Origin of the sequence: Budvicia aquatica DSM 5075 = ATCC 35567, assembly GCF_000427805.1 — a bacterium.
Taxonomy (GTDB): domain Bacteria; phylum Pseudomonadota; class Gammaproteobacteria; order Enterobacterales; family Enterobacteriaceae; genus Budvicia; species Budvicia aquatica.
In genome coordinates this window covers 7,882-29,335 of record NZ_KE386586.1, presented here as the reverse complement: position 1 = coordinate 29,335, position 21,454 = coordinate 7,882, and the positions used below count along the sequence as shown (strand labels likewise).

The 21,454-nt window shown below is 43.3% G+C and carries 18 protein-coding genes and 6 pseudogenes; 9 read left to right on the top strand and 15 right to left on the bottom strand.

From position 1 onward, the window contains the following. Positions 1 to 19 precede the first annotated feature (19 nt). From YWE_RS0123520 to lpxA, 4 genes are all read right to left on the bottom strand, one after another. Complete coding sequence (locus YWE_RS0123520; RefSeq protein WP_029096647.1) at positions 20 to 2,470, bottom strand: glycogen/starch/alpha-glucan phosphorylase; 2,451 nt, start codon at positions 2,468 to 2,470, stop codon at positions 20 to 22. A 40-nt stretch (positions 2,471 to 2,510) separates the two neighbouring features. Next, the gene (gene opgC, locus YWE_RS0123515; RefSeq protein WP_036017040.1) at positions 2,511 to 3,665 is read right to left on the bottom strand and encodes an OpgC domain-containing protein; all 1,155 of its coding nucleotides are present in this window, start codon (positions 3,663 to 3,665) and stop codon (positions 2,511 to 2,513) included. Between the two features lie 1,088 nt (positions 3,666 to 4,753). Next, positions 4,754 to 5,047 (bottom strand): DUF1883 domain-containing protein, encoded by a 294-nt coding sequence (locus YWE_RS0123510; RefSeq protein ID WP_029096645.1) that lies wholly within the window; start codon positions 5,045 to 5,047, stop codon positions 4,754 to 4,756. Between the two features lie 628 nt (positions 5,048 to 5,675). Beyond that, positions 5,676 to 6,467 (bottom strand): acyl-ACP--UDP-N-acetylglucosamine O-acyltransferase, encoded by a 792-nt coding sequence (lpxA, locus tag YWE_RS0123505; protein WP_029096644.1) that lies wholly within the window; start codon positions 6,465 to 6,467, stop codon positions 5,676 to 5,678. 598 nt (positions 6,468 to 7,065) lie between these two features. Between lpxA and YWE_RS29285 the strand changes: the two genes are divergently transcribed. Then, positions 7,066 to 8,133 (top strand): GGDEF domain-containing protein, encoded by a 1,068-nt coding sequence (locus YWE_RS29285; protein WP_051323544.1) that lies wholly within the window; start codon positions 7,066 to 7,068, stop codon positions 8,131 to 8,133. 581 nt (positions 8,134 to 8,714) lie between these two features. On the opposite strand, the pseudogene YWE_RS28545 reads toward YWE_RS29285, so the two are convergent. Further along, a pseudogene (locus YWE_RS28545) lies at positions 8,715 to 8,961 on the bottom strand (IS66 family transposase); the annotation flags it as partial. A gap of 252 nt (positions 8,962 to 9,213) precedes the next feature. Then, positions 9,214 to 9,579: pseudogene (locus YWE_RS0123490) on the bottom strand (autotransporter outer membrane beta-barrel domain-containing protein); the annotation flags it as partial. 7 nt (positions 9,580 to 9,586) lie between these two features. On the opposite strand from YWE_RS0123490, the pseudogene YWE_RS0123485 reads away from it, so the two are divergent. Next, positions 9,587 to 9,979, top strand: a pseudogene (locus YWE_RS0123485) (transposase); the annotation flags it as partial. Positions 9,980 to 10,144: 165 nt separating this feature from the next. Continuing rightward, complete coding sequence (locus tag YWE_RS30845) at positions 10,145 to 10,354, top strand: DUF2913 family protein (protein ID WP_029096641.1); 210 nt, start codon at positions 10,145 to 10,147, stop codon at positions 10,352 to 10,354. Between the two features lie 325 nt (positions 10,355 to 10,679). Here the strand turns inward: YWE_RS30845 and YWE_RS0123470 are convergent, their stop codons facing one another. The 6 genes and pseudogenes from YWE_RS0123470 to YWE_RS28530 form a co-directional block, all read right to left on the bottom strand. After that, positions 10,680 to 11,045, bottom strand: coding sequence for a hypothetical protein (locus tag YWE_RS0123470; RefSeq protein ID WP_029096639.1), 366 nt, complete (start codon positions 11,043 to 11,045; stop codon positions 10,680 to 10,682). A gap of 507 nt (positions 11,046 to 11,552) precedes the next feature. Further along, positions 11,553 to 11,885: pseudogene (locus YWE_RS28540) on the bottom strand (SDR family NAD(P)-dependent oxidoreductase); the annotation flags it as partial. A 188-nt stretch (positions 11,886 to 12,073) separates the two neighbouring features. Next, on the bottom strand, positions 12,074 to 12,322 hold the full coding sequence (locus tag YWE_RS31600) for a nuclear transport factor 2 family protein (RefSeq protein WP_227659939.1): 249 nt from the start codon (positions 12,320 to 12,322) through the stop codon (positions 12,074 to 12,076). A 391-nt stretch (positions 12,323 to 12,713) separates the two neighbouring features. Beyond that, a complete protein-coding gene (locus YWE_RS0123455) occupies positions 12,714 to 14,327 on the bottom strand; it encodes an Ig-like domain-containing protein (protein WP_029096638.1) in 1,614 nt (537 codons plus the stop codon). A gap of 94 nt (positions 14,328 to 14,421) precedes the next feature. Next, positions 14,422 to 15,108 carry a ZirU family protein gene (locus tag YWE_RS0123450; protein ID WP_029096637.1) on the bottom strand — a complete coding sequence of 229 codons (687 nt, stop codon included), beginning with the start codon at positions 15,106 to 15,108 and terminating at the stop codon, positions 14,422 to 14,424. A gap of 82 nt (positions 15,109 to 15,190) precedes the next feature. Further along, the gene (locus tag YWE_RS28530) at positions 15,191 to 17,881 is read right to left on the bottom strand and encodes a ZirU family protein (protein WP_227659938.1); all 2,691 of its coding nucleotides are present in this window, start codon (positions 17,879 to 17,881) and stop codon (positions 15,191 to 15,193) included. A 332-nt stretch (positions 17,882 to 18,213) separates the two neighbouring features. Between YWE_RS28530 and tnpB the strand changes: the two are divergent. The 6 genes and pseudogenes from tnpB to YWE_RS31780 form a co-directional block, all read left to right on the top strand. Then, positions 18,214 to 18,561, top strand: a pseudogene (gene tnpB, locus YWE_RS29965) (IS66 family insertion sequence element accessory protein TnpB). A gap of 30 nt (positions 18,562 to 18,591) precedes the next feature. Continuing rightward, positions 18,592 to 19,068, top strand: coding sequence for an IS66 family transposase (locus YWE_RS30840; RefSeq protein ID WP_099044160.1), 477 nt, complete (start codon positions 18,592 to 18,594; stop codon positions 19,066 to 19,068). 19 nt (positions 19,069 to 19,087) lie between these two features. Next, positions 19,088 to 19,279 (top strand): IS66 family transposase, encoded by a 192-nt coding sequence (locus YWE_RS30835; RefSeq protein WP_099044159.1) that lies wholly within the window; start codon positions 19,088 to 19,090, stop codon positions 19,277 to 19,279. Between the two features lie 121 nt (positions 19,280 to 19,400). Continuing rightward, positions 19,401 to 19,565 (top strand): IS66 family transposase, encoded by a 165-nt coding sequence (locus YWE_RS32190; protein WP_368658445.1) that lies wholly within the window; start codon positions 19,401 to 19,403, stop codon positions 19,563 to 19,565. Beyond that, on the top strand, positions 19,498 to 19,752 hold the full coding sequence (locus YWE_RS30825; RefSeq protein ID WP_029096636.1) for a hypothetical protein: 255 nt from the start codon (positions 19,498 to 19,500) through the stop codon (positions 19,750 to 19,752). The genes YWE_RS32190 and YWE_RS30825 overlap by 68 nt, the downstream gene beginning before the upstream one ends. Before the next feature lie 64 nt (positions 19,753 to 19,816). Then, positions 19,817 to 19,966 (top strand): annotated as a pseudogene (locus tag YWE_RS31780) (IS256 family transposase); the annotation flags it as partial. Positions 19,967 to 20,030: 64 nt separating this feature from the next. On the opposite strand, the gene hha reads toward YWE_RS31780, so the two are convergent. From hha to YWE_RS0123420, 3 genes are all read right to left on the bottom strand, one after another. After that, on the bottom strand, positions 20,031 to 20,234 hold the full coding sequence (hha, locus tag YWE_RS0123430) for a hemolysin expression modulator Hha (protein WP_029096125.1): 204 nt from the start codon (positions 20,232 to 20,234) through the stop codon (positions 20,031 to 20,033). Positions 20,235 to 20,270: 36 nt separating this feature from the next. Then, positions 20,271 to 20,606: a TrfB-related DNA-binding protein gene (locus YWE_RS28520; RefSeq protein WP_051323543.1), complete on the bottom strand. Its 336-nt coding sequence runs from the start codon at positions 20,604 to 20,606 to the stop codon at positions 20,271 to 20,273. A gap of 284 nt (positions 20,607 to 20,890) precedes the next feature. Further along, positions 20,891 to 21,454, bottom strand: a 564-nt coding sequence (locus tag YWE_RS0123420; RefSeq protein ID WP_029096635.1) for an autotransporter outer membrane beta-barrel domain-containing protein, incomplete at its 5' end; no start/stop codon positions are given.

Sequence of the window (21,454 nt, the reverse complement as noted above, 5' to 3'; positions counted from 1 at the left end):
GTGAGTAATATGTAATATCTCATTTCAGACTATCTATCCCCCAAATATCCGCGCTATAACCACGAATCGTCCTATCACTTGAAAACTCANCCATACCACTTATCGTTCTCAACGCTCGTTGGTGCCAGCTATAAGTATCACTGTAATCTGCCAATGCTTGAGACTGTGCATGATAATAACTATCAAAATCAGCTAAATGAAAATAGTGATCGCCATGACTTACCAACATATGGAATATTGGAGAAAACAGATTCTTATCGGAATGAAAAGTCCCCGAAATAAGCGAATCAATGGTCGCTTTAAGTTCTGCATGAGATAAGTATTCGTCATACGATGACCGTCCCGCAGCTCTTTGTTCAGCAATTTGGTGCGCTGACAAACCAAAGGAATAGAAGTTTTCATGGCCAACCGCATCTCTTATTTCAATATTAGCGCCATCCAACGTTCCAATAGTTAAAGCACCATTCATGGCAAGCTTCATATTACTAGTACCCGATGCTTCAGTACCTGCCGTAGATATTTGCTCTGATAAATCTGCGGCAGGAATAACATGCTCAGCTAATGAGACTTTATAATCCTCTAAAAATACCACTTTTAGTTGTCCATTGACTTTCGGGTCATTATTCACTTTAAGAGCAACTTGATTAATCAACTGTATGATCAATTTAGCCATCGCATACCCCGGAGCTGCTTTACCCGAGAAGATATGAACTTTAGGAAGTATCGGCGCCGCTCCATCAATAATTTTCTGATAAACACGAATGACATAAAGAATATTCAGTAATTGTCTCTTATATTCATGAATACGCTTAATTTGGCAGTCAAACATAGCATCTGGATTAATGACTATCCCTTGTTGCTGGCTAACTATATGACTTAATTTAATTTTATTGTATTTTTTTATTTCAACAAGTTCATCAATAATATTCCTATCATCGGTTAATGCTTTCAACTTTGTTAGAAGATTGAGGTTAGTAACCCATTTATTACCTAGGTGCCGATCTAAAAATGAAGATAAGCGAGGATTGGCCTGCTGGATCCAGCGCCGCGGTGTGACACCATTTGTTTGATTGGTAAACTTCTCTGGCATTAAATGATAAAAGTCAGGCACAAGATTTGACTTAATTAATTCTGAATGCAGTTTAGCCACACCATTAACTTTATGGCTTCCTACAATAGCAAGGTAGGCCATACGCACTTTCTTTTCAGGTATTTCTTCGATAAGAGACATTGAGGCTAATAAATCTATACGACCAGGCTGCCATCTTTCTACTTCCAGTAAGAAACGCTTATTTATTTCATAAATAATTTGGAGATGCCGAGGCAATAATAACTCAAATAGAGTCACCGACCACTTCTCTAGTGCTTCTGGCATTAACGTGTGATTGGTATAGGCACAAACTCGCTGCGTTAAATCCCAAGCTATGTCCCAGTCAACAGCATATTCATCGACCAGTATTCTCATCAGTTCAACAATTGCGAGTGCTGGGTGGGTATCATTAAGCTGTATAGCCACAAATTCTGGCAACTGGTTGAGATCCGTGGAGTGTAAGAAGAAATCATGCATGACATCGCGTAATGTACAAGCCACCAGAAAGTACTCTTGTGTCAAACGCAATTCTTTACCTGCAAGCACCTCATCTGAGGGGTAAAGAACTTTAGAAATATTTTCTGAGGCTATTTTTTGATTAACAGCATTCAGATAATCACCATGATTAAAGATATGAATATCAAATGAATCTGAGGCACAAGCACTATATAGGCGTAGTGAATTTACAGTATTATTATTATAGCCAGAGACCAGATAGTCATGGGGTATACCAATAATTATTTTCCAATCCATCCACATCGGATTGTAATCGCCTTGCTGGTCTTGTACTTTTACAATACGTCCATAGAGTGGAATTATCATCGCCTGACTTTGATGTTCAATAAGCCAAGGAGAATGGCTGGCGTGCCAATCATCAGGTTTTTCTATTTGCTTTCCATCTTGAATTTGTTGATGAAAAAGGCCATATTCATACTTTATACCATGACCAGAACCAGCAATATCTAACGTCGCCATTGAATCAATGAAACACGCAGCTAAACGCCCTAATCCACCATTACCCAGAGCAGCATCTTCTTCGCTTTTAGCTATAATTTCAAAATCTAGGCCTAGAGACTCTAATGCCGCTTTTGTTATTTCCATCATCCCTTGGTTTATTAGGTTGTTGCGCAAAGATTGACCTATTAAAAACTCCATCGAAATATAGTAAATACGTTTTTTTCTAGCCTGATAATGTCGTTCTTGAGTACTAAAATAATCATCCATTTGATTTCGTCTAACGACCAATGCTAATGCACTAAAGATATCACTGGATGATGCATTTGATAGTGTCATCCCAAGAGAGTATTTCAACTCATAAAGTATGCAATTACGGAGTTCGTTAATCTTATTTTTCTCTTGAGTCGATGGAATATTTTTCATCGCTAGCCTCGTGATTATTTTTGAGTCAAAAAATAGAATATCAGTTAGGAATAAATCGCCGGCCAATATTATATTTTGCTAATAGCCATAACATCAGTAACGCACTGATATGAATCAATGTATTGAGCAACCATGCTTGATGCCACAACCCAAACTCCACTATCTGATTAACCAATAAAACCACATATACATGGACAATAAAAACATACAAAGAATGTTGACCTAACGTGATCAAAAACCATCCGAAGAGTTTATTTATCGGCACCCAAAAGTAAGTTAGTACCAGATAACAGGTTATTAATAGGAAAAAATCATTGATAACACGCAATGGGCCTAACGCATTTTTTTCTGCCAGGTTATGATAGATCCAATTAAAATGCTTTGTATTTATGACATGAAGCATCGCCCAACTAGGCATAAATGGATTTGTGTGGTTTTGTGCAATAAACATCATTACCAATGTAAATAAAACTATAATTGATAAACACCAAAAACCGGCCTGAGTACGCGCTAAGGAAAGCAGCTCGTCTTTATACCAACCAATAGTCATACCCAATATATAAATGAGTTGCCATGCCAAAAAGGGAAACGCAAATTCAAACTCTGCTGATGTCAATCTTATCTTGCTAAAATAGTAGGTTACATAGAAAAAAAGAGAGGACAATAGCAACCATCCTACCCGCCTAGACATCAACAAATAGAGGGATATGGGTGTTGCAAGCAGCAAATAGAAATATAATCCTAAAATTTGACTTTGGTGTGGTCCAATTTGTAAATAGAGAACCATATTGAACCAAGATTCCTTTATTTGCTCCAAAACTGGATATAATGTAAAGCTATATTCTGCAAAGCGATCTGTGAAATGCGTTACTTCGAAAGTTTTTATGAATGACATTTTCGTCATTAACAAGATACTAAGAATGATAACCACGTTAACAACGTAGATCTTAAAGGCTCGGCAATAAAGTGAATAACTCACTGTTAATAATGCTTCCTTTCGTAAACGTTTGCGATTAATTACACCTAGCATAAATCCCGAAAGAATAACAAATCCCTCAGCGCCTGTTGTTAGGCCAAAGCGCTCCCATGTTAAAATATTAAATAATGACATTACTTCAATATGAGCTACAATCATCATTACTAAGGCCACGCCGCGTAACAGATCAATTCTTAAGTCACGCTTATCTGATGACATATAGCAAAGCTGCTTGATCCACGCTGATATCGCTCTACATTTTTCTTCGGATATAAAAAATGCCTGAATCATCCCCCCCCCCTATTCAACAGCTATCTATCAATAAAGAAGGATAGCTTCTATCAAGCTGCATACTAATACTAATCCCCTTAAAATTATTAGCGCTTTTTAAGCCTAGAACAACATAAGTGATTCTACAATGATAGTTAAAAATTGAAATTGATTAATTTTTATAAACTGTATAGCACAACGATTAGATTGAAAAATATTAACTAATGAAATACAAAGCCAAAATAAAATCAGGAGTAAATTATAGGCTATAACACCAGAATAAAAGATAGGCGTCTAGCTGGTATAAATAACAGTAGATAGTACCATTAACTTCCAACCTCTTTCTTCAGAATGATTATCAATTTAATTTAGTATATTCTGCTTACTTTTATTTATTAAATGAGCTTTTATTTCAAAAAATAGATAGAGATCACTATGACCAAAATGGAATATGAGTGGATATTATTAACTAATGCCAATCAAAAGTAACTAGGAAGCCTAAGTCTATTCATTGAACGTGTGTGACTATAAATATTAAGACTCCAGTCTTCCTCGCAGAACAATCTCGCGCTATCACTGAATAATATCGAATTAGCAGGGGAATAACGCGGCAAATGACAATAAAATAAGATTAATCAAAAAATACTCCATTCCGTTCATCGCCGCCCTCTACAACCTCAGTGCTAAGCCCTGTGATATCTCAGACGTTCATGGATTTAATACGAGACAAAATGGGGGCACACTTATAGATGATAAAAACCTAATGCCTAGTAGTAGGCTTACAAGCCCCCTCAAAATTATAATTAACATTATCGTAGTCACCCAACTTAGGGACCATTAGCCGTCACTTATTAGACTGTTTGGTCCCAATTACCGCACTCAACAGAGTTCGGGTGGTAATCCCCCCAATAAACTCTGTTTGATTCACTTTTTTCAATACAATGAACATGTTTCGAGGTGGCTCCCAACACTTACAACGACCGTAATGATTATATCATCAGCGATAACAATCAACTCCGGCTCTCTATTTGACCATATTAGGTGGGCGTTGGGGTACCGGCAGGCGTAACAGTGATAGACTCATTGTGTCCGCTACTACGGTGAATATCACTTAAAAAAAGAACGACATTCCATTGGCCATCGCGAGGTGTAATAAGTGTGACAGGTAATTCTTTGAAAAAGCCTCCACCACCGACATGATTGAATTTCAAATCCTTTCTGTATCTACCGTAATTTACATCATCAACTAATAAAACCGTACATTCATGCGTGCAGCTAACTTCAACATTATCACCTTTGTAAAGATGAATTCGTTTGTGCAAATGAGTCATAATAACTCCTGTCCTGTTTTAGTGTGTCCTCAAACTTTAGTACATAACCCTTTATAGGCAAGTAAACAGAACTAAGTATGACTCATTATCCTTATGTGAACTCAGGATTAAGATTGGGCTAACTAACAATAAATATCATTATGACACAGCGGGCATTGCTTCGCCCCGATACAGGCTTGGCCAGATCAATGACAATACCTGGTAGAAACGGTTGGTGTTCTAACGACGTCGCAGATACGAAATACTGCATTGACTGTTTATAATTATAGATTTTCACAAACCGCTCGTCCGCGAAGGTCAATTTCGAGCTATCACTGAAGAGCACTGAACTATCAAGGGAAAATAAAGGATAAATATTACAATAAAAGAAGATTAGTCAATTAATAGTCCACTCTATTCATGGCTCAACCATTTAGTCTCGAGTCTCCCCCCTCTATTGGCATGGACACTTCACGCGGTTACACATCAACAGAGATGGCTATAGTGACCAATAAATATGCACACAATTAAATGATATTGATTTGATGTGAAAATCGTAAAATATCAAATAGGTGTGAAGTCAAAGCAAAATATACGCTTTAAACTAAGAAGACCCGATAAATGTCAATGAGCCCGTGCTCGACATCACTCAGCGAATAATGCCACGGGTTGAACCTGAGAAGAAAGCGTGGAAAAAAGCAACTAACATAAATTCGCTTGTCAGTCGTCTGACGTCTTTTTTCACATCTTCTATAGGTATACCTTGGTGATATATCCTATCGTATAGGGTCCGAATAACCTCTTGCTGGTGAATATCTGCGGCTAAAAAAACTGGCGATAAGCTATTAAGACCAATGGGAAAAGCGCGGTTTCCAACGGCACATACAAACGGGGGAACATCCTGAACGACGCAAGATTGATCTGCTATCAGTGAGTGAGCCCCCACAATACAAAACTGATGCACTGCACACATCAAGCCGAGCTTTGCCCCATCGCTGATGTTCACATGCCCTGCCAGTCCGCTATGGTCCCCTATGACAGTAGCATCACCTATCCGACAATCATGACCGATATGAACATCATTCAAAAAATGGTTATCGTGGCCAATAACTGTATGACCATTGCCCTGAAGGGTTCCTCGATGGATAGTGACATGTTTTTCGATGCGGTTTCTGTCGCCAATCACCACACCGGTCGCTTCGTTGGCATATTTCAAGTCCTGATTCACTTCGCCGATGGATGAGTACGGCCCAATCATGTTGTCACGACCTAGGCGTGTCAAGCCGTTAATCACCGAATGAGACCCCACCATCGTTCCATCCCCAATATCAACACCGGCCGCAATCGTACAGAAAGGTCCAATACGTACACGTGCGCCAATATTTACACCAGATTCAATCACACAGTGACGGCCGATTTGGGCTGAGGACGAAATGGACATCGAATTATCCTGTTATAGCGTAGGGACAACAAAGCATGAGTACTCTACGAGAGGGCGACCTATAGTCCACTGAAAATGAGGTCTACCAATCAAACACACCCCATATTTAGCGAAGTTGTTATAACCATAATGAAAAACAACCATGATGTCGCATACGCGGCAAAAAAAGCCNNACAAGCCATACCGTTAAGTACATTGGTAAACCGAATAGAAAACGAAATATGGCACAGAATGAGACCAGCAACCAGAGCAATCGTGCGAAATAATGGTAAGCAAAATATCAGCGCACGTCCGGTCAACGACGCAATCAATACCACTGCGGGACGTTCAGTGACATCACACTGAACACCAAAATAAGTTCATTGCTCGTTATATTTAACTGTCCATGTGTACATCTGGCAAACCGGTCTATCTCCATAATAGATATGACGCACCAATAGCTCACGTAGACCGATACTCAAGTCCCCACTCAGAAAATACGCTGGCGCCTGCCGCTGCACCTCATTGACCGAGCTTACTCGCCATAATCCCATAACAGTTGAAAAAATAACATATAATTGTTATACAGAAACATGAACACTAACTTAAGATAATCCTCATGGATAGTCACTTAATTTATATATTGATTGAAAGTTCTATTGAAGCCAGCTGTGTGATTTATACCTTTCTGTCCATTCCCTATATCTACTTTATATCCGGTAAACTCGATCTCCAAAAATCCACTATTGCCATGGGGATAATCGCGGGCGTACTGGTGGGTTATCTGGTCAATTTTGACGGAGAACAATCTACACGACTCTATGGCATTATTGTCAGTCCGATTATTGTCTCTTATTTCGTCTTTGGTAAAAGAGCGCTTATTTTGGGTTGTCTGACAGCGATTTTATTAACCGTTGGTCATTCATTATCCTTCAGTGTTTTTTCATTCATTTTCTTTACGATAATGATTGTTTTATCCTTTTTCAGACAAATAAGGTTCTCGTATTTGATAATAGCGATGCTGATGGCACAACTCATTAATCTCTATGTTAACTATAACGTCATCTTATTAAAAGTCACACCGACTGAATTGACAACAAGGATGACGTTAAGTTTTCTTAGTCTCTTTTTTTTGCATGTTACATTTAATTTTCTTTTCTCTCTATCGGGTAGAGTGAATTTATTGCAACACCAATCAGAAACCGATGCATTAACTCAGTTCATTAATAAAAGAGGGATTGATATCAATCTCAAGTTGATAGAAATATCCAAGACGCATTGTTGTATTGCTTTTCTTGATGTCGATTTTTTTAAAAAGGTCAATGATACCTACGGGCACCCGTCTGGGGATATCGTCCTGTCTAATATCGCCAAAATTATCAAAGGAAACATCCGAAGTAATGACTTTGCAGGCCGCTACGGCGGTGAGGAATTTTTAGTCATTTTGTATAATGACAATCTTAATAAATCGAAAGAAGTCTTAGACCAAATCAGGATAATGATTGAAGGCAATACATTTTATTCAACAGACAGTCGACCTATCAAACTGACCCTATCTGGCGGCGTGGCAAAATATAATCCATCTGGAGATAAGAGTATAAATACAGTATTACAGTATGCCGACAAGGCGCTCTATACAGCAAAATCTCAGGGGAGGAACAATGTTGTTTTATATCAAGATGAATAGGTAAACACGCGAGCGTGGTATTGCCATATAACATATTGCATCTGTTGACATAAATTCATTGGTGAGTACAGCATCAGGAATAGGTCAAATGGAGCGCCCTGCCCAATTCAGCATGCATGGGACAGTTGCTGGCTCTCAACTTCTACGTGATGTTGAAAACTAAAAATGAAACATTATTAAACCCGTGATTAATCAATGTAAACTAAAGCGGACTAGTTGTTCTTCAGCAAGTTACTGCCAGGAATGGGAGCCAACACAATAGTTGCAGCTATCTGTAACAGGTGCAGTAACGGAGTTGTTGAGGGGCATGTAAACCGCCTCAAGATGTTGAAACGCTAGATGTATGTTCGTGCTGGGTTAGAGCTGTTGAGACGGCGAGTGATGAGTCATCTTGCATGATCAACTCCACCAAGTTGCGTAAGCCTCAGAATTCAATTGGTATTGACAAAAAAGTAGACAAATCTTTCAGGATACTTCAGGTATCCTGAGGTGATATGTAAAATTACTTACACAACAAATGCCATTGAGTCAGTTCATCAGTAAGCGCACAGCGAAGACCGTATTGACAATGGTCGGGTAAACTATTTTGTTGGTAGGTTTACTCGCCACGGTTTGAATTCTCTCACTCGGTTTACTGGCCAGTCGACATGTGTCAATCAACCCATAAAGCAATGCACCGCGTTCACCTCCATAATCGGAACCGAAGAACAAGAAGTTTTTGCGACCTAAGCTGCCCCATCCAAACGCATTCTCGGCGATGTTGTTATCCGCTTCCACCCAGCCATCTTCTGTGTAGTACCTCAGTGCCGACCACTGGTTCAGAGGGTAATCCCCCACACAAAAGTAGGGGCTCAGCTATGGCTACTCAGGCATGCTCCATTGTGAACGTTCATCCCAATCAGGCAGAGTTTTTCCACATGATCCGATTGGGGAAAGGTGAGTATCCTTGTATCAATCAGTACCCAAAGTCATAAGCACTCCATCCACTGCCTGATGGTGAGGCTATCTTCTGAATACCGCTGTTTTGAGCGGTTTCCGTCTAATGTCCGTGCTGTGATATTGCCGCTATTTTCATCATGTTTACCAACCGACACGCACCCCCACCGTGCCGCCAATCGAATAGTTATCGCTGACGTTATGGGTTGCACTGATTAAGTTAACATTACCGTACACCGCATAGCGCCCGTTCTGCCATTCATGGGTCCCACCAACGCCCACGCCGACCGACTGGCGTTTATCTCGGCTACTAAAATCCACACCGGAAACGTGAGTTTTAGTCCCGTTCATAAACTCGTTGTACACATCGACATTACCGTAAACATGTGACCGGCGTGTAGTGCCATCTTCAGCTCGCCAGACAATGTCCTTATCCAATGACACGCCCAACCGGCCTCGTAGGCTATCGCCCTCTTGCAGGGAGACTTCACTACCAAAAGGGTCACGGAAATCATNAAGTTCATGCACCCAAAATAGAAAAGCTCAAAAAACCATCACCCGACATGTGTGGGAAGAGTCGAAGGAAACGGCGAATGAGTTACGGCTAACCAAATGGGGCAAAAAGATATATGAACGGCGCAAGGAAACAGTAGAACGCAGCTTCGCGGATGCAAAACAACATCATGGTCACCGTTATGCTCGATTCCGTGGACTAATGAAAGTGCAGATGCAGTGTCTTCTGGCGGCTGCAGCGCAGAATATGAAGAAGATAGCGCTGATGGTGGCGCTTTTTTGGCTTTATAAGCAGTACTGGATTAGGCTACAGCTGATAATGAAGCTATCAAGGGCTCTACACAGACAAAATGAATGTAGGCAAAAAAATATCGCGATCGCGACCTTCGGTCGCTAGAAAGAACGAACCCCACATAAAAACATGGGGTTCATCATCAGTCTGAGGCCAGTAATAATCTATTACTGGCCTTTTATTCAATCATGATTAGAACGTATATTTAAACTCAACGGTGCTATAACCATCACCGACTTTATTGTTGCTGTGGTCGGCCTAGTTCGCTAGATGCCTGTGTTGGGTGATGCTCTACTCCGTTGGAAAGACGTTTTGACGCTGATGGCATTACATGCCTTTGCTCAGGATGGCATAGTGACATCGCCAATCGCAGAACATCTGTTTTTAATTCGTTGGCTGGCTACAGCCCAAAAACAGGCGCGCTTTGCGCGCCATTTGGCAATCGACATTCCACTATTGCTAGATAAATACCCAAAATAATTCGAGTTGCATTGCGAAAGCAAGGGAGCAAGCCCCAATGAGCTTACTCAGGTAACTGATTCGGGTGAGCGAGCGAAGCCAACAAAGAGGCAGCTTGAAGTATGACGGGTAAAGGTAGTCAACACGGCGCTGGGGCACTGTTTAAAAAACACCGAGGAACGCTCTGGTCTTCATTCACCCACGAGAAGCCAACAGCCAGCCGGAATTATCTGAACTCGCGAACGACAATAATTCTGAAAATTGGCATTAATCTCTTCAAAGTAACGGTTAATTTATTCTTTCTAAAATTCACGATAACATTTACCGATGTCACTATGACAAAATTTTAAAAGTTAAATGACCAGATCCCTTTGCTAGTATCCACCTCAACGAGGAGTACCTTACAATCCCCCCCTTCCTTTTTGTTAGCGAAATACATTCCTTCCATAGATTGACCGTACCCAAGTGTTTTAGAAACAAAAGGGTTATTATGCGGACGAACGCAGTTACCTTTATTCACAGTAACGCTATTAATTGAGACATCTGCAGTTTCTGATATAGCCGTAACTCTAACTTTGGAGATTGTACTCCCAGACCAATAGGGATTAGGTGTTTCAAATAGTTCAACTTTTATTGGTGATGTCTCTGCATTCTGTCCACATCCAAACAAAAATAAAATAGAAAAACATAACGTAACCAAATTTTTTCTCATGAACAACTCCATGTAACTCTATAAAAAATAAATAACAATAATTATCACGCAAGCTGTAGGTGATAATTATCCATACATTCCGAATAGGAGAATGTTACCGGATACCGGATAAGTCATTGATCGTTTGTCACTATGAATTCTCACAAACCGATCGTCCGCGCAGATCAATCTCGTGTTATCACTGGAGAAGACTGTATTAGCAGGGAAATAAAGGGAGAAAGATGACAATAAAAGAGGATTAATCAAAAAATAGTCCACTCGTCCATGACTCGGCGATTGATAACCGCCGGGCTAAGTACCGCTGGCACTGTTCCCCAAGAGGTCATGCATCACAGCAATAGTTATCGGCTGACCGATAAGTGATAACGGCTAAATATCTGGCCGCTGATGAAGAGCAGCCAATAGGTCAACCCGCATTAAGGCTGGCAATTAACGTTGTCACGGTGACCTTGCTTAGGTAACATTAACAGCCATTGTCTAGACTGTTTGATGCCCATGACTGTTAAATATCGCGTCAAGGCAGTTGACCGGCCCCAGCAGATTGGTATTCAGTACACGTGCAACGCGTTCTGCATCAACCACGCCGTTATCTAAGTATTCACACGTTCCGGCACACAGGATCACCAGATCAGCCTGACATTGTGCTAACGCCTCACGCGTAGCAGCCAGATCGGTCATATCGAAACGACGTATTTCAATTGACGGGCATTGCGTGCTGAGCTGTACTAGGCGAGTTTCATCACGCCCACAGGCGATCACTTGCCAGCCCTCAGCAAAATAATCGAGCGCCAATTGTTTACCTATCCCGGAACTGGCTCCGGTGATTAGCACCCGTTTCATCATGATTGTAGTCTCCGTTTAATCCTGAGGATCACATTGCCAAGCAGCGGCAAGTGCTCATAAAGCATGGCACCCAGATCATGATAGTCGCGTTGATAAATGATCCGCTGTTCGGCAAAGCGCAACTGGCTGATACCCTGGATATTAAGTACACGTCCACGGTGAAGGCGCGGATGAGAATAGTTCATCTACCAACATATTGATGCCTCTTGGTGAGTAGTATGTTGAACTTCGGTTAAGATGAAACAGCATGAGTTCAGATTACCAAGTAGTTTACGGAAATAGGTATCCAGCGCACTAAGCCCACGATGTTCGCCAACCGGATCGATAAAATGGATCTCTCGATGGTATACCTCTGGGAGCAAGGTAAGGCTTGATTCGTCTAGCGAAGCATAGAGGTGCGAAAAGCGAGCCAACAGTATTTCACGACTATCCATTACTGTGCTCCATGGGAATAATTAACAAAGCATTATGCTCAATAAGCGTGATGTCTCATCCCGCATCGTTCCAGACAACCAATAACTGTTGTTGAGCAGGCCTTCGGTACAGATAAAGTAAACGTGTTTGACTTTGATCTACCTTAATTAACGATAGTACAAAAATGACTCTTGACCAGAAATTTCTAAACCTCAACATAGACTTGAAGTTAAAAGCAGCTATGAGATAAAGATTATAAATAGTGCACAATCACAACTACAATTTCCCCCCCTACTCCTCCTGCTGGCTATGAATTGCCATTTCTATCGACAACCGGCTAACTCAGCGCGTCACTTAGGCTCAATGTTTCCCATGGTCACCCCATACGACCCTGACCATCATTCAGTTCCCTTAAAGCGACACAGAACAAGTCACATAGGTTTTGCCATCTAGAGGGAAACTGAATAAATTACCATTCCCCAAATAGACATAATGCTGCTCATTTCCTGTGCTGGTGAGTTCCCTCACCCAATAGTTACCCGAGAACCAACCGTTAGTGTAACTGCCCATACTGCCCCATTCATTCCACAATCTACCGTTCGCATCCCGGTTGGAACCCGTCTGCATAGTCGGCGTTCTGTCAGTCAACTGGCTATAACTTGGTATGGCGTAGCCCCCTTGGGAATCGCACCACGCTTGAGCATCACTGTATCCCATAATGTTGAAGCTGTTATTTCTAAACCAATGACCTACGGTAAAGCGGTAAGTTAATGATGAACCCTTGGTTTTATGTTCAGCCGTGATAGTCACTGTATTATTGCCAGAAGCGGGTTCCTGACTGAATCTTACATTGCCGCCCCCATCCACACTGACCCAGCCCTGATCGGCCTGCCAGTTAAACTCTGCATTCTCAGAAGCATCTTCTCCTACGATTAACTGGAATACTGCCCCAGTAAATCCTGTTTTGGGGAACCCATCACTAACAGAAAAAGAGGCGCCGTTGACTAAAATATGCGTCATCTGTGTTTCATTAAAAAACTCGACAGTGACTGTCGCTGAAACGCCGTTGGTCGTCGTTGCTGTTACCTCACTACTGACAGCCGAGTTACTGGTCAGGGATATTTCCACTTCGCCATTGCTGTCAGTTTCACCGCTGACATTAAGCAGGTTGACAGCGTTTGTTGCAGTGAAATTGACGATTTCACCCGAAACATCATTGCCATGACTGTCCATCACTCTGACCAACACCCTGTTATCGTCCAAACCATTAGCCTCAGCGTTGTTTTGAGTCACTTCCGCATTGACAACGTCAGCCGGCCCTGCAATGAAAAGCGTATTGATAGCTTGGCGATCGTCATCAATACTGGCGATTACCTGAGTGGGTCCGGTGATAAAATTCGTCACGTAAGCGGTTGCTATGCCCTCTGCTCCGCTCGTCTCACTTGTTGCAATCACACCCATATTGTCAGCCGTAAAATTTACGATTGCATTCACCGCTGGAGTCCCATCCAGATATTCAACGGTTGCACGTACGGTATTCACCGCCTGCCCATTGGCAACAACACCCAACGGCGATTCGTTCCATACCAGACTGGAGATAACTCGCTGCCACTTAATATTGATCGGACTGGGTAGCTGAACTGGCAACCCTATACTGGGTTCCGTAATGCTCGGATCAGTCTGCGGTGTTACGACTACGTTTAGCTCACTACCTGTGATAATCTCATTGATATTCAGCGTATAACTTGGACTCGTCGCACCACTAATCTCAGTACCGTTCAACATCCACTGATAGGTTGTTCCAAACTCAGTGTCACCATCTGCATCATTAAAGACGGATGTCACTGCAATAACATCCCCAACACGTGGCTTTATGTTGTTGACTGAGAGAACTGAAGTCGGTGCTCGCCCGTGAACTGGGGTTGTGGATTGTTGGGCACTCTGCACCACCGGGCTCATGATGATCACCAAAGCCAGTAATATCCTGAATAAAAAATCATTGAAGATAAAATTGTGGTGCAGCATCCAGTGTTTCCATCATGTTGAGATAGCGTTAATTACCCCAAGCACGCTTAGTATTCCAAACATGCCTGGGTTTATTCTTTTATTGCTTATTCAGTTAGTTACTAACAACAACCTGAATCCTCAATTTCTGGTCTGTACGAACCGGTGTATAGGTATTACCCGTTGCTCCGCTAATGTCGGTGAATGTATTTGTTCCTTGTCCCGTTTCAATCTGCCATTGGTAAGTGACTGTAGTACATGCACCGCCAGCACACGTCGCTGTCGCCGTCAGGGCAGAATCAACCTGTGGATAGCCGCCAACTTCACCGGACACCGTCACGCTAGTGACCGTGCCACCCGCAATAACAGTCAAGGCATTAGAGGCTACATCCAGACCCACCGCAGGATCGGTAATATCGGGGTCGGTGTGCGGCGTAACCTGCACGGTAATGAGTTTTCCTAAATCACTGGCAGTAATCATGTAGGTGCTGCTGGTTGCTCCCAGGATATCGGCACCATCTGCCCGCCATTGATACGTTTCGGGTATTGCCGTATCACCATCCGCATCGCTGAAAGTTCCAGACGTACTGATACTTAACGTATCTCCGGCATCGATCAGACCATTACCGTTGGCATTATCTGAGACAATAGTACTTTGAGTGACGACAGGAGCACGCCCTTTTACGGTGGTTGTCGGGCTGGATGTGACAATCGCCCACGCGGACCCTGCTACGAGCAAGCTCAACATTAGCCCCGCAACCAGAGACCCTAGCCCTTTTCGTAAGCCCATATTGTTTTTCATTATTTTCTTTCCTCTTGTGTACTAAAAACTAATGCCTTCGTCACATGTGATTGCCGCTCGTAATAATGATATATGCCTATTTTCAATGAGAAACCACTCGAATAGCTCGTTTCTGTAAGTCCGCCGTGACTGTCAATGACTCTGACGTTGCGCCAGGTATAGCCATAAACACGCCTGACCCCACAAAAGACTCAATTTCCCACTGATAATTCACTGGAACGCCGTTACACAACGCAATTGAACACATAGCAACCGCCACAAGGGTGTCGTCAACGACGGGATGTTCAGTTAATTCAACTCCGTTGCGGTATATCATCAATTTAACAGGTCCTTCCGCTATAAAGGAGGTCTCGATACTTTGATTAGCCCCATTGATACTGGCCGTCACTGTTGTGATACCCGCATTAATATTGGCCAATGTCGCCGTCACCTCACCATTTTCGTCTGTAATGGCGGAGGGAATAATGGCCGCGTCATTATTCGCTTCGAACTCCACCAAAATATCGACAATGGGATTACCGTTTTTGTCAGTCACCTTAACCTGTACTTCATTGTGGTCAACACCATTGGCAAATGAATCGTCAGTCATCACCGTCATTTCAATAGCCGCCGTGCTGCTATCTGCGGTGAGTATAATGTCGTCTGATTTCCCCTCTACGGCAGAGCCATTCACCGTGGGTATTACCGTCGCGGTTCCTGCCGATATCCCACTCAGCTTTGCACGGTAAATACCATTCTCTTGCGTTACCGCACTCACGGTAACACCGGATACACCGGTAACTTCAAATCCCACCGTTAATTCATGGATGGGTTGGCCGTTGATATCCAAGGCGGTAAAACTAAGCGTACTGGTCTCTATTCCATCAGCAATAATCATTGCAGGGACTACGTTGAAAAGAGATTGCTCTGGACTCAGTACATCGCTGCTCTGCGTTAATATAACTTTAGCTGATCCTAGAAATAGATCATTAATCTCTGGAACAATAATAACGTCACCTTGAGTAAAACCCGCCGTCACCTGATAGCTATAAACACCCGGAGCTGTCTCAGTGACGGGACTCAACTGCGGATTGATCGAAGACAGAACAGCCGTTTCGGCTGGCGTAAAATGTAAATTCAAGGTCAGTTGCTCCCCCATGCCAGGGATAGGTAAGTTGTTATTATCTTTTAGATGAAGAGTAATAAGGCTGGTAGCAACACCATTTGCTGGTATTTCAGCGGGTAAGGCCTGTATTGTAGAATTAATCGTGTTAACTTCCTGCGGTGTAACGATGACTTGGGTCGTGCTTCGCTTTGAAGCATTTTCCTGATTATCGAACGCCACGGCACCTAACATATAAACATTACCGTTGACCTTATAAGGTGGCAGTTTTATCGAGAGGGTTTGTGAGGAGACCTGTATTACCTCTCCTCCTGCAGCAACGAGTGATGTTGTGTCCCAGTCTATTCGTCTAAGCCCGTACTTAGCCTTTACCTGTGCGTCCACTTTGATGATTTCAAACGCGCTTCCCGTCACTTGCTCTGGCAATGACAGTTGAATCAACTCCTTCTTTTGGTAATCTAATATAATATTGTTGTTACGCTCAACTAGATCATAGCGGCTACCTGCCAGTGTCCGGCTTGCTGCCACAGCCGATGGATCAATATGAGATTGCCATGAGGCCCCCAGTCGATAATTCAGTTGCATACTCAGCGTGGTTTCATTATTACCACCTTTACCAGAGCGTTGGTCTGCTGCAATAGTTATCAATGGCATGGGTGTATAGTTTATCCCGGCTGTCACGGAGTAGGGATCCTTCTGCCTATTATCTTTACCAAATAACGCCACTTCATCACCCTGATAGTGTTCATACATCAACTTACCGCCCAACTGGGGATAAGCGGGTAAATAGGCTTCGACACGAAGGTCATAACCGTTGGCTGGGCGCTCATTGTAATCAGGAAAATCACGTGACTGATGCCAGTCGGTGATACCCAAATAGCTGTTAGCTGATAACTTCAGGTAATCTGACCAAGCTTCAACACCCAAACCCATACGGTTGTTCTTACCGGTCATATCGTGATCAAAAAAAGTATTGGCGCCGTACATCCAGTTATCCTGCAGCATACGCACACCCGCACCAATGTTGACAGTATTGCGGCCGTCTTTATTACGTATACCTAACTGACTAAATAGCAGGGATCCTTGATCGTCGTAGAGTGGCAGCAATAGGTCGGCTGAGCTCCCATCCAGACCAAGATCGTTATTAACCCCTAATTTAAAGCGCGCCGTACCGAACTGACTCAACCAATGCTGCACTGAATCGTTAACTTCGCCCACCACGGCAGATCGCGCCATATTAGCGGCAGAGAGCGATGTATCATCGCTAGACAGTACGGTGCCTCCCTTTATCAAACTATGAGCCAGCCTTTCTTTATATTGAGAAGGCTGTGTTGTTTGGGGTGTCACATTATTGTCACTTTTAAAAGGTTGTGGTACGGCGCGTGGAATATCAATCTCATCACCAACGCCAAGTTGAGTGAAGGGTTTTGAAAATAGGCGAAACTGGTTTAATTTTTCCAGTTCACCTAACGTAATATGATGTTTTTTAGCAATCACATAAACTGTTTCACTCGGTGCTAATGTGTACGGTACAGTTTCATACAACGTGCCCGAAATAGTCTGCGGAATAGGAGAGACCATTTTGGCTATTGCGGGGTAAAAGGATAGCGTCAACGGCAATAACAGTTGAAAGGCTATAGTTATCCACACGACAATAGATTTAGATGCCATTGATAATAACTCCATCTGAATATTAATCAGAGTAGCCGTGTATTGTGGTTTACTCAAATTATCTTTAATACCATGGCCCTAGGGTTTCAAAGACGTATTCTAACGTGGGTGCGCATATTGTGAATTTGTCCGGATGTTTTCCTCACAGACATCGCATTAATCGCGTGGTTACATATTTGATTTTGACTACACAATAAGACCAGTATCGCTGCAGTTGTAAATGATGGGATATGCTGCGAACTTACTTTATCAGGTGCAACATTACGGTTAGCCGGTAAACTTTCACCCACGCTTTTACGCGTTCTACTTCAGAAAATGAAGGGAGGCCGAGGATGATCGGACTTCCCGCCGGTACCCGAGTCTGGTTGGTTGCTGGACATACGGACATGCGTAATGGATTCCAGGGACTGGGAGCCAAAATAGAATCAACGCATCAAAGATGCCCCTTATTCTGGCCACATCTTCGTATTTCGGGGTAAGCGCGGCAATATGCTCAAGGTACTCTGGTCCACTGGTGACGGCTTGTGTCTGTTATCAAAGCGCTTAGAACCGGGGCATTTATCTGGCCAGTTGCCTGGGACGGGCGTGTTCACTTAAGCCATGCGCAGTTATCTATGCTGCTTGAGGGAATAGATTGGCGTCATCCAAAACGAATAAATAGAGCAACAACCGTATTGTAACTAAATTAAATCCATTTTATTATCAATGAAATGGATACTCTCCCCAATGATATTAACCAACTTAAGGCATTATTGTTCGAGCAGAACAAGACTCTCGCACAGTTAGAAATCCAGAATAAACAACTCGCCGTACTGAATGCTGACTATACCACTGAAATCGCCCGCCTGACTGCGCTGTTGGATAAGCTCAAACGGCTGACGTTCGGCCAAAGCACTGAAAAGGTCAATCGCAAAATCCAGAAAGTGGAAAAACGTCTCCAGGAGTTACAGTCAGAGGCCACTGTGCAGGCTGCGGCAGTGACTGATCCGTATGTGCCTCCAGCGTTACGCCAGTCGTGTGCCCGAAAACCCTTACCGGCGTCACTGCCCCGTGAAGTTCATACTCTCGAACCCGCAAAAAGCGTCTGCCCTGAATGTGGTGGTGGACTGAAACACCTAGACGAAGATATCTTCGAGCAACTGGAACTTATTAATACTGCGTTCAAAGTCATCCAAACTAAACGCTAGAAAAAAGCCTGCTGCCGCTGTGACCGGAATTGTTCAGCCGCAGATTCCCTCTAAACCCATCGAATGCAGTTATGCCGGAGCCGGGTTGCTGGCACGTGTCGTAATGGCGAAGTACGGTGAGCACTCGCCATTGTATCGTCAGTCTGAAATCTATGCACGTCAGGGCGTAGAGTTTAGCCGGGCGACGTTGGTCGTTGGGTTGGTGCAGTGAGCAATCGGGTACGTCCGTTGTACGATGAAATAAACCGTTATGTGGTGATGCCAGGTAAACTTCATTCTGATGACACTCCCTCCAGGGAGCGGTAACCCGCACAGCGCGGTTGTGAGTCTATGTGCGTGATGGCCGCAATGCCGGGTTCAATATTTTAAACGAAAATGGTGTAATCGAAGAGGCAGCCTGTATGGCACATGCACGGCGTAAAATCTACGATGTGCATCGTTCGCTCCCCTTCACTCACAACACAAGGTGCGTTGGAGCTCATCGGCGAGCTGTATGACATCGAATCGGAAATTCTCCACAGTCCAGCAGCGCACCGAACGGCAGGAGCGCTCAGTGCCGCTGATGGATGCGTTATGGTCGTGGATGCAGAAGAAACTTCAGACGCTGTCACGTTAGTCAGATACAGCAAAGGCGTTCGGCTACTTAGTGAATCACTGGTCGGCGCTGGACCTTTACTGCGGTAACGGCTGCACTGGAATCTCAAACTCCCAGTAAAATAGTCAATACAGTTCACACGAGCCGCTTACTAATGAAAACAGCTTATTGAAGCTGCTCTGTTTGGGATTAATCAATGTTCAAGAAAAATGCGCGATGCCAGTTTAAAGTTAGAATTTGACATTGTCCCAGTTAGCAATTCATTTTGAAGGTCGTAATGATAACGTTGTAATGATTTTTTAACGTGACACTGAATACTGAACCCTATCTTTGATTAATAGTACTTACTACCTTAACAATAATCGCTTTATTTCACATACTGCCAAACTGAAGCAGGCACTTTATCATACAGTTTTCCCATAATTAACTCAGCCAATCGGTGGTCGGCGGCCGAATTAAAACTTTCCATGTTGTGCTCATTCAGTGAGTATCTATTCTTATCGATAATACGTTCGAGGGTTTCAATTGATGTACAACGGCGTAAACACATCAGCCAATCCTGCTTGTTCATAGGGAACTTCTCCAAAATAAGGGTAATAAACTGCCGCTACGTAATGTCAGACCCACAATGGCTGATTAGGGACATCGTATCGGTCTTTATCTCTAAATGTAATCGCTTAGCCTCGTCAGCCAGAGCCAGTACATGTACCGCAAGTGCTGCGGGCAACCAGACTTCCACTTTTTTCCAGTCATTCGGGACATCCTCTATCGCTGAGGCTACCCGTTTCATTATCCCGCACACGCTCTGTTTTGACGCTTGATACTTTATTGCCGCTTCTGATTGCGTCAGTCCCTCCACCAGTACGGCTTCCGCTATCGCTACCGTACGCAAGGAAAACTGGCTTAACTTTGTTTTCATCACATTAAATTCATCCTGAGTCATGATGTTAATCCCTCAAAAAATCGGAATAGATTCAGAGATGTTATTATAATGTAAAATTCACGAATATTCCTGAGTAATCGTTTAACCCCAATCAGGGATCAGGCGGAATTTTTCCAAATGACCCAACAGCGGAGAGGTAAGCAACCTTATGTCCATCAGTAACAGGTCTGTTGCCCCCTATTCCATCCACTGCATGATGGTGAGGCTATCTTCTGAATACCGCTGTTTTGAGCGGTTTTGTGTCTAATGCCCGTGCTGTGATATTGTCGCTATTTTCATCATGATTACCAACCGACACGCACCCTCACCGTGCCGCCAATCGAATAGTTATCGCTGACGTTATGGGTTGCACTGATTAAGTTAACATTGCCGTATACCGCATAGCGCCCGTTCTGCCATTCATGGGTCCCACCAACGCCCACGCCGACCGACTGGCGTTTATCTCGGCTACTAAAATCCACACCGGAAACGTGAGTTTTAGTCCCGTTCATAAACTCGTTGTACACATCGACATTACCGTAAACATGTGACCGGCGNGTNGTGCCATCTTCAGCTCGCCAGACAATGTCCTTATCCAATGACACGCCCAACCGGCCTCGTAGGCTATCGCCCTCTTGCAGGGAGACTTCACTACCAAAAGGGTCACGGAAATCATCGAAGTCTACCCGCGAATAGGTAAGCTGNGTCTGCGGTGTCAATGACAGCCCCGCNCCTAACGCATAACGCTTACCCGTCTCTATTGACGAGGCATATCCCCGACCGTGATTATCCGACACCAAACTCTGACCCAGCGTGTCAGAGCTCAGGCCACTGTCAAACCACATTGTCTGTAACTGACCATCAAGATA

What these genes read in the sequence shown, in the direction of transcription:
- opgC (WP_036017040.1), bottom strand. Translation starts at nt 3,665, where the DNA reads ATGTCATCAGATAAGCGTGACTTAAGAATTGATCTGTTACGCGGCGTG.
- YWE_RS0123510 (WP_029096645.1), bottom strand. Translation starts at nt 5,047, where the DNA reads ATGACTCATTTGCACAAACGAATTCATCTTTACAAAGGTGATAATGTT.
- lpxA (WP_029096644.1), bottom strand. Translation starts at nt 6,467, where the DNA reads ATGTCCATTTCGTCCTCAGCCCAAATCGGCCGTCACTGTGTGATTGAA.
- YWE_RS29285 (WP_051323544.1), top strand. Translation starts at nt 7,066, where the DNA reads ATGGATAGTCACTTAATTTATATATTGATTGAAAGTTCTATTGAAGCC.
- YWE_RS30845 (WP_029096641.1), top strand. Translation starts at nt 10,145, where the DNA reads ATGCCTGTGTTGGGTGATGCTCTACTCCGTTGGAAAGACGTTTTGACG.
- YWE_RS0123470 (WP_029096639.1), bottom strand. Translation starts at nt 11,045, where the DNA reads ATGAGAAAAAATTTGGTTACGTTATGTTTTTCTATTTTATTTTTGTTT.
- YWE_RS31600 (WP_227659939.1), bottom strand. Translation starts at nt 12,322, where the DNA reads ATGGATAGTCGTGAAATACTGTTGGCTCGCTTTTCGCACCTCTATGCT.
- YWE_RS0123455 (WP_029096638.1), bottom strand. Translation starts at nt 14,327, where the DNA reads ATGCTGCACCACAATTTTATCTTCAATGATTTTTTATTCAGGATATTA.
- YWE_RS0123450 (WP_029096637.1), bottom strand. Translation starts at nt 15,108, where the DNA reads ATGAAAAACAATATGGGCTTACGAAAAGGGCTAGGGTCTCTGGTTGCG.
- YWE_RS28530 (WP_227659938.1), bottom strand. Translation starts at nt 17,881, where the DNA reads ATGGCATCTAAATCTATTGTCGTGTGGATAACTATAGCCTTTCAACTG.
- YWE_RS30840 (WP_099044160.1), top strand. Translation starts at nt 18,592, where the DNA reads ATGGATACTCTCCCCAATGATATTAACCAACTTAAGGCATTATTGTTC.
- YWE_RS30825 (WP_029096636.1), top strand. Translation starts at nt 19,498, where the DNA reads ATGTGCATCGTTCGCTCCCCTTCACTCACAACACAAGGTGCGTTGGAG.
- hha (WP_029096125.1), bottom strand. Translation starts at nt 20,234, where the DNA reads ATGAACAAGCAGGATTGGCTGATGTGTTTACGCCGTTGTACATCAATT.
- YWE_RS28520 (WP_051323543.1), bottom strand. Translation starts at nt 20,606, where the DNA reads ATGACTCAGGATGAATTTAATGTGATGAAAACAAAGTTAAGCCAGTTT.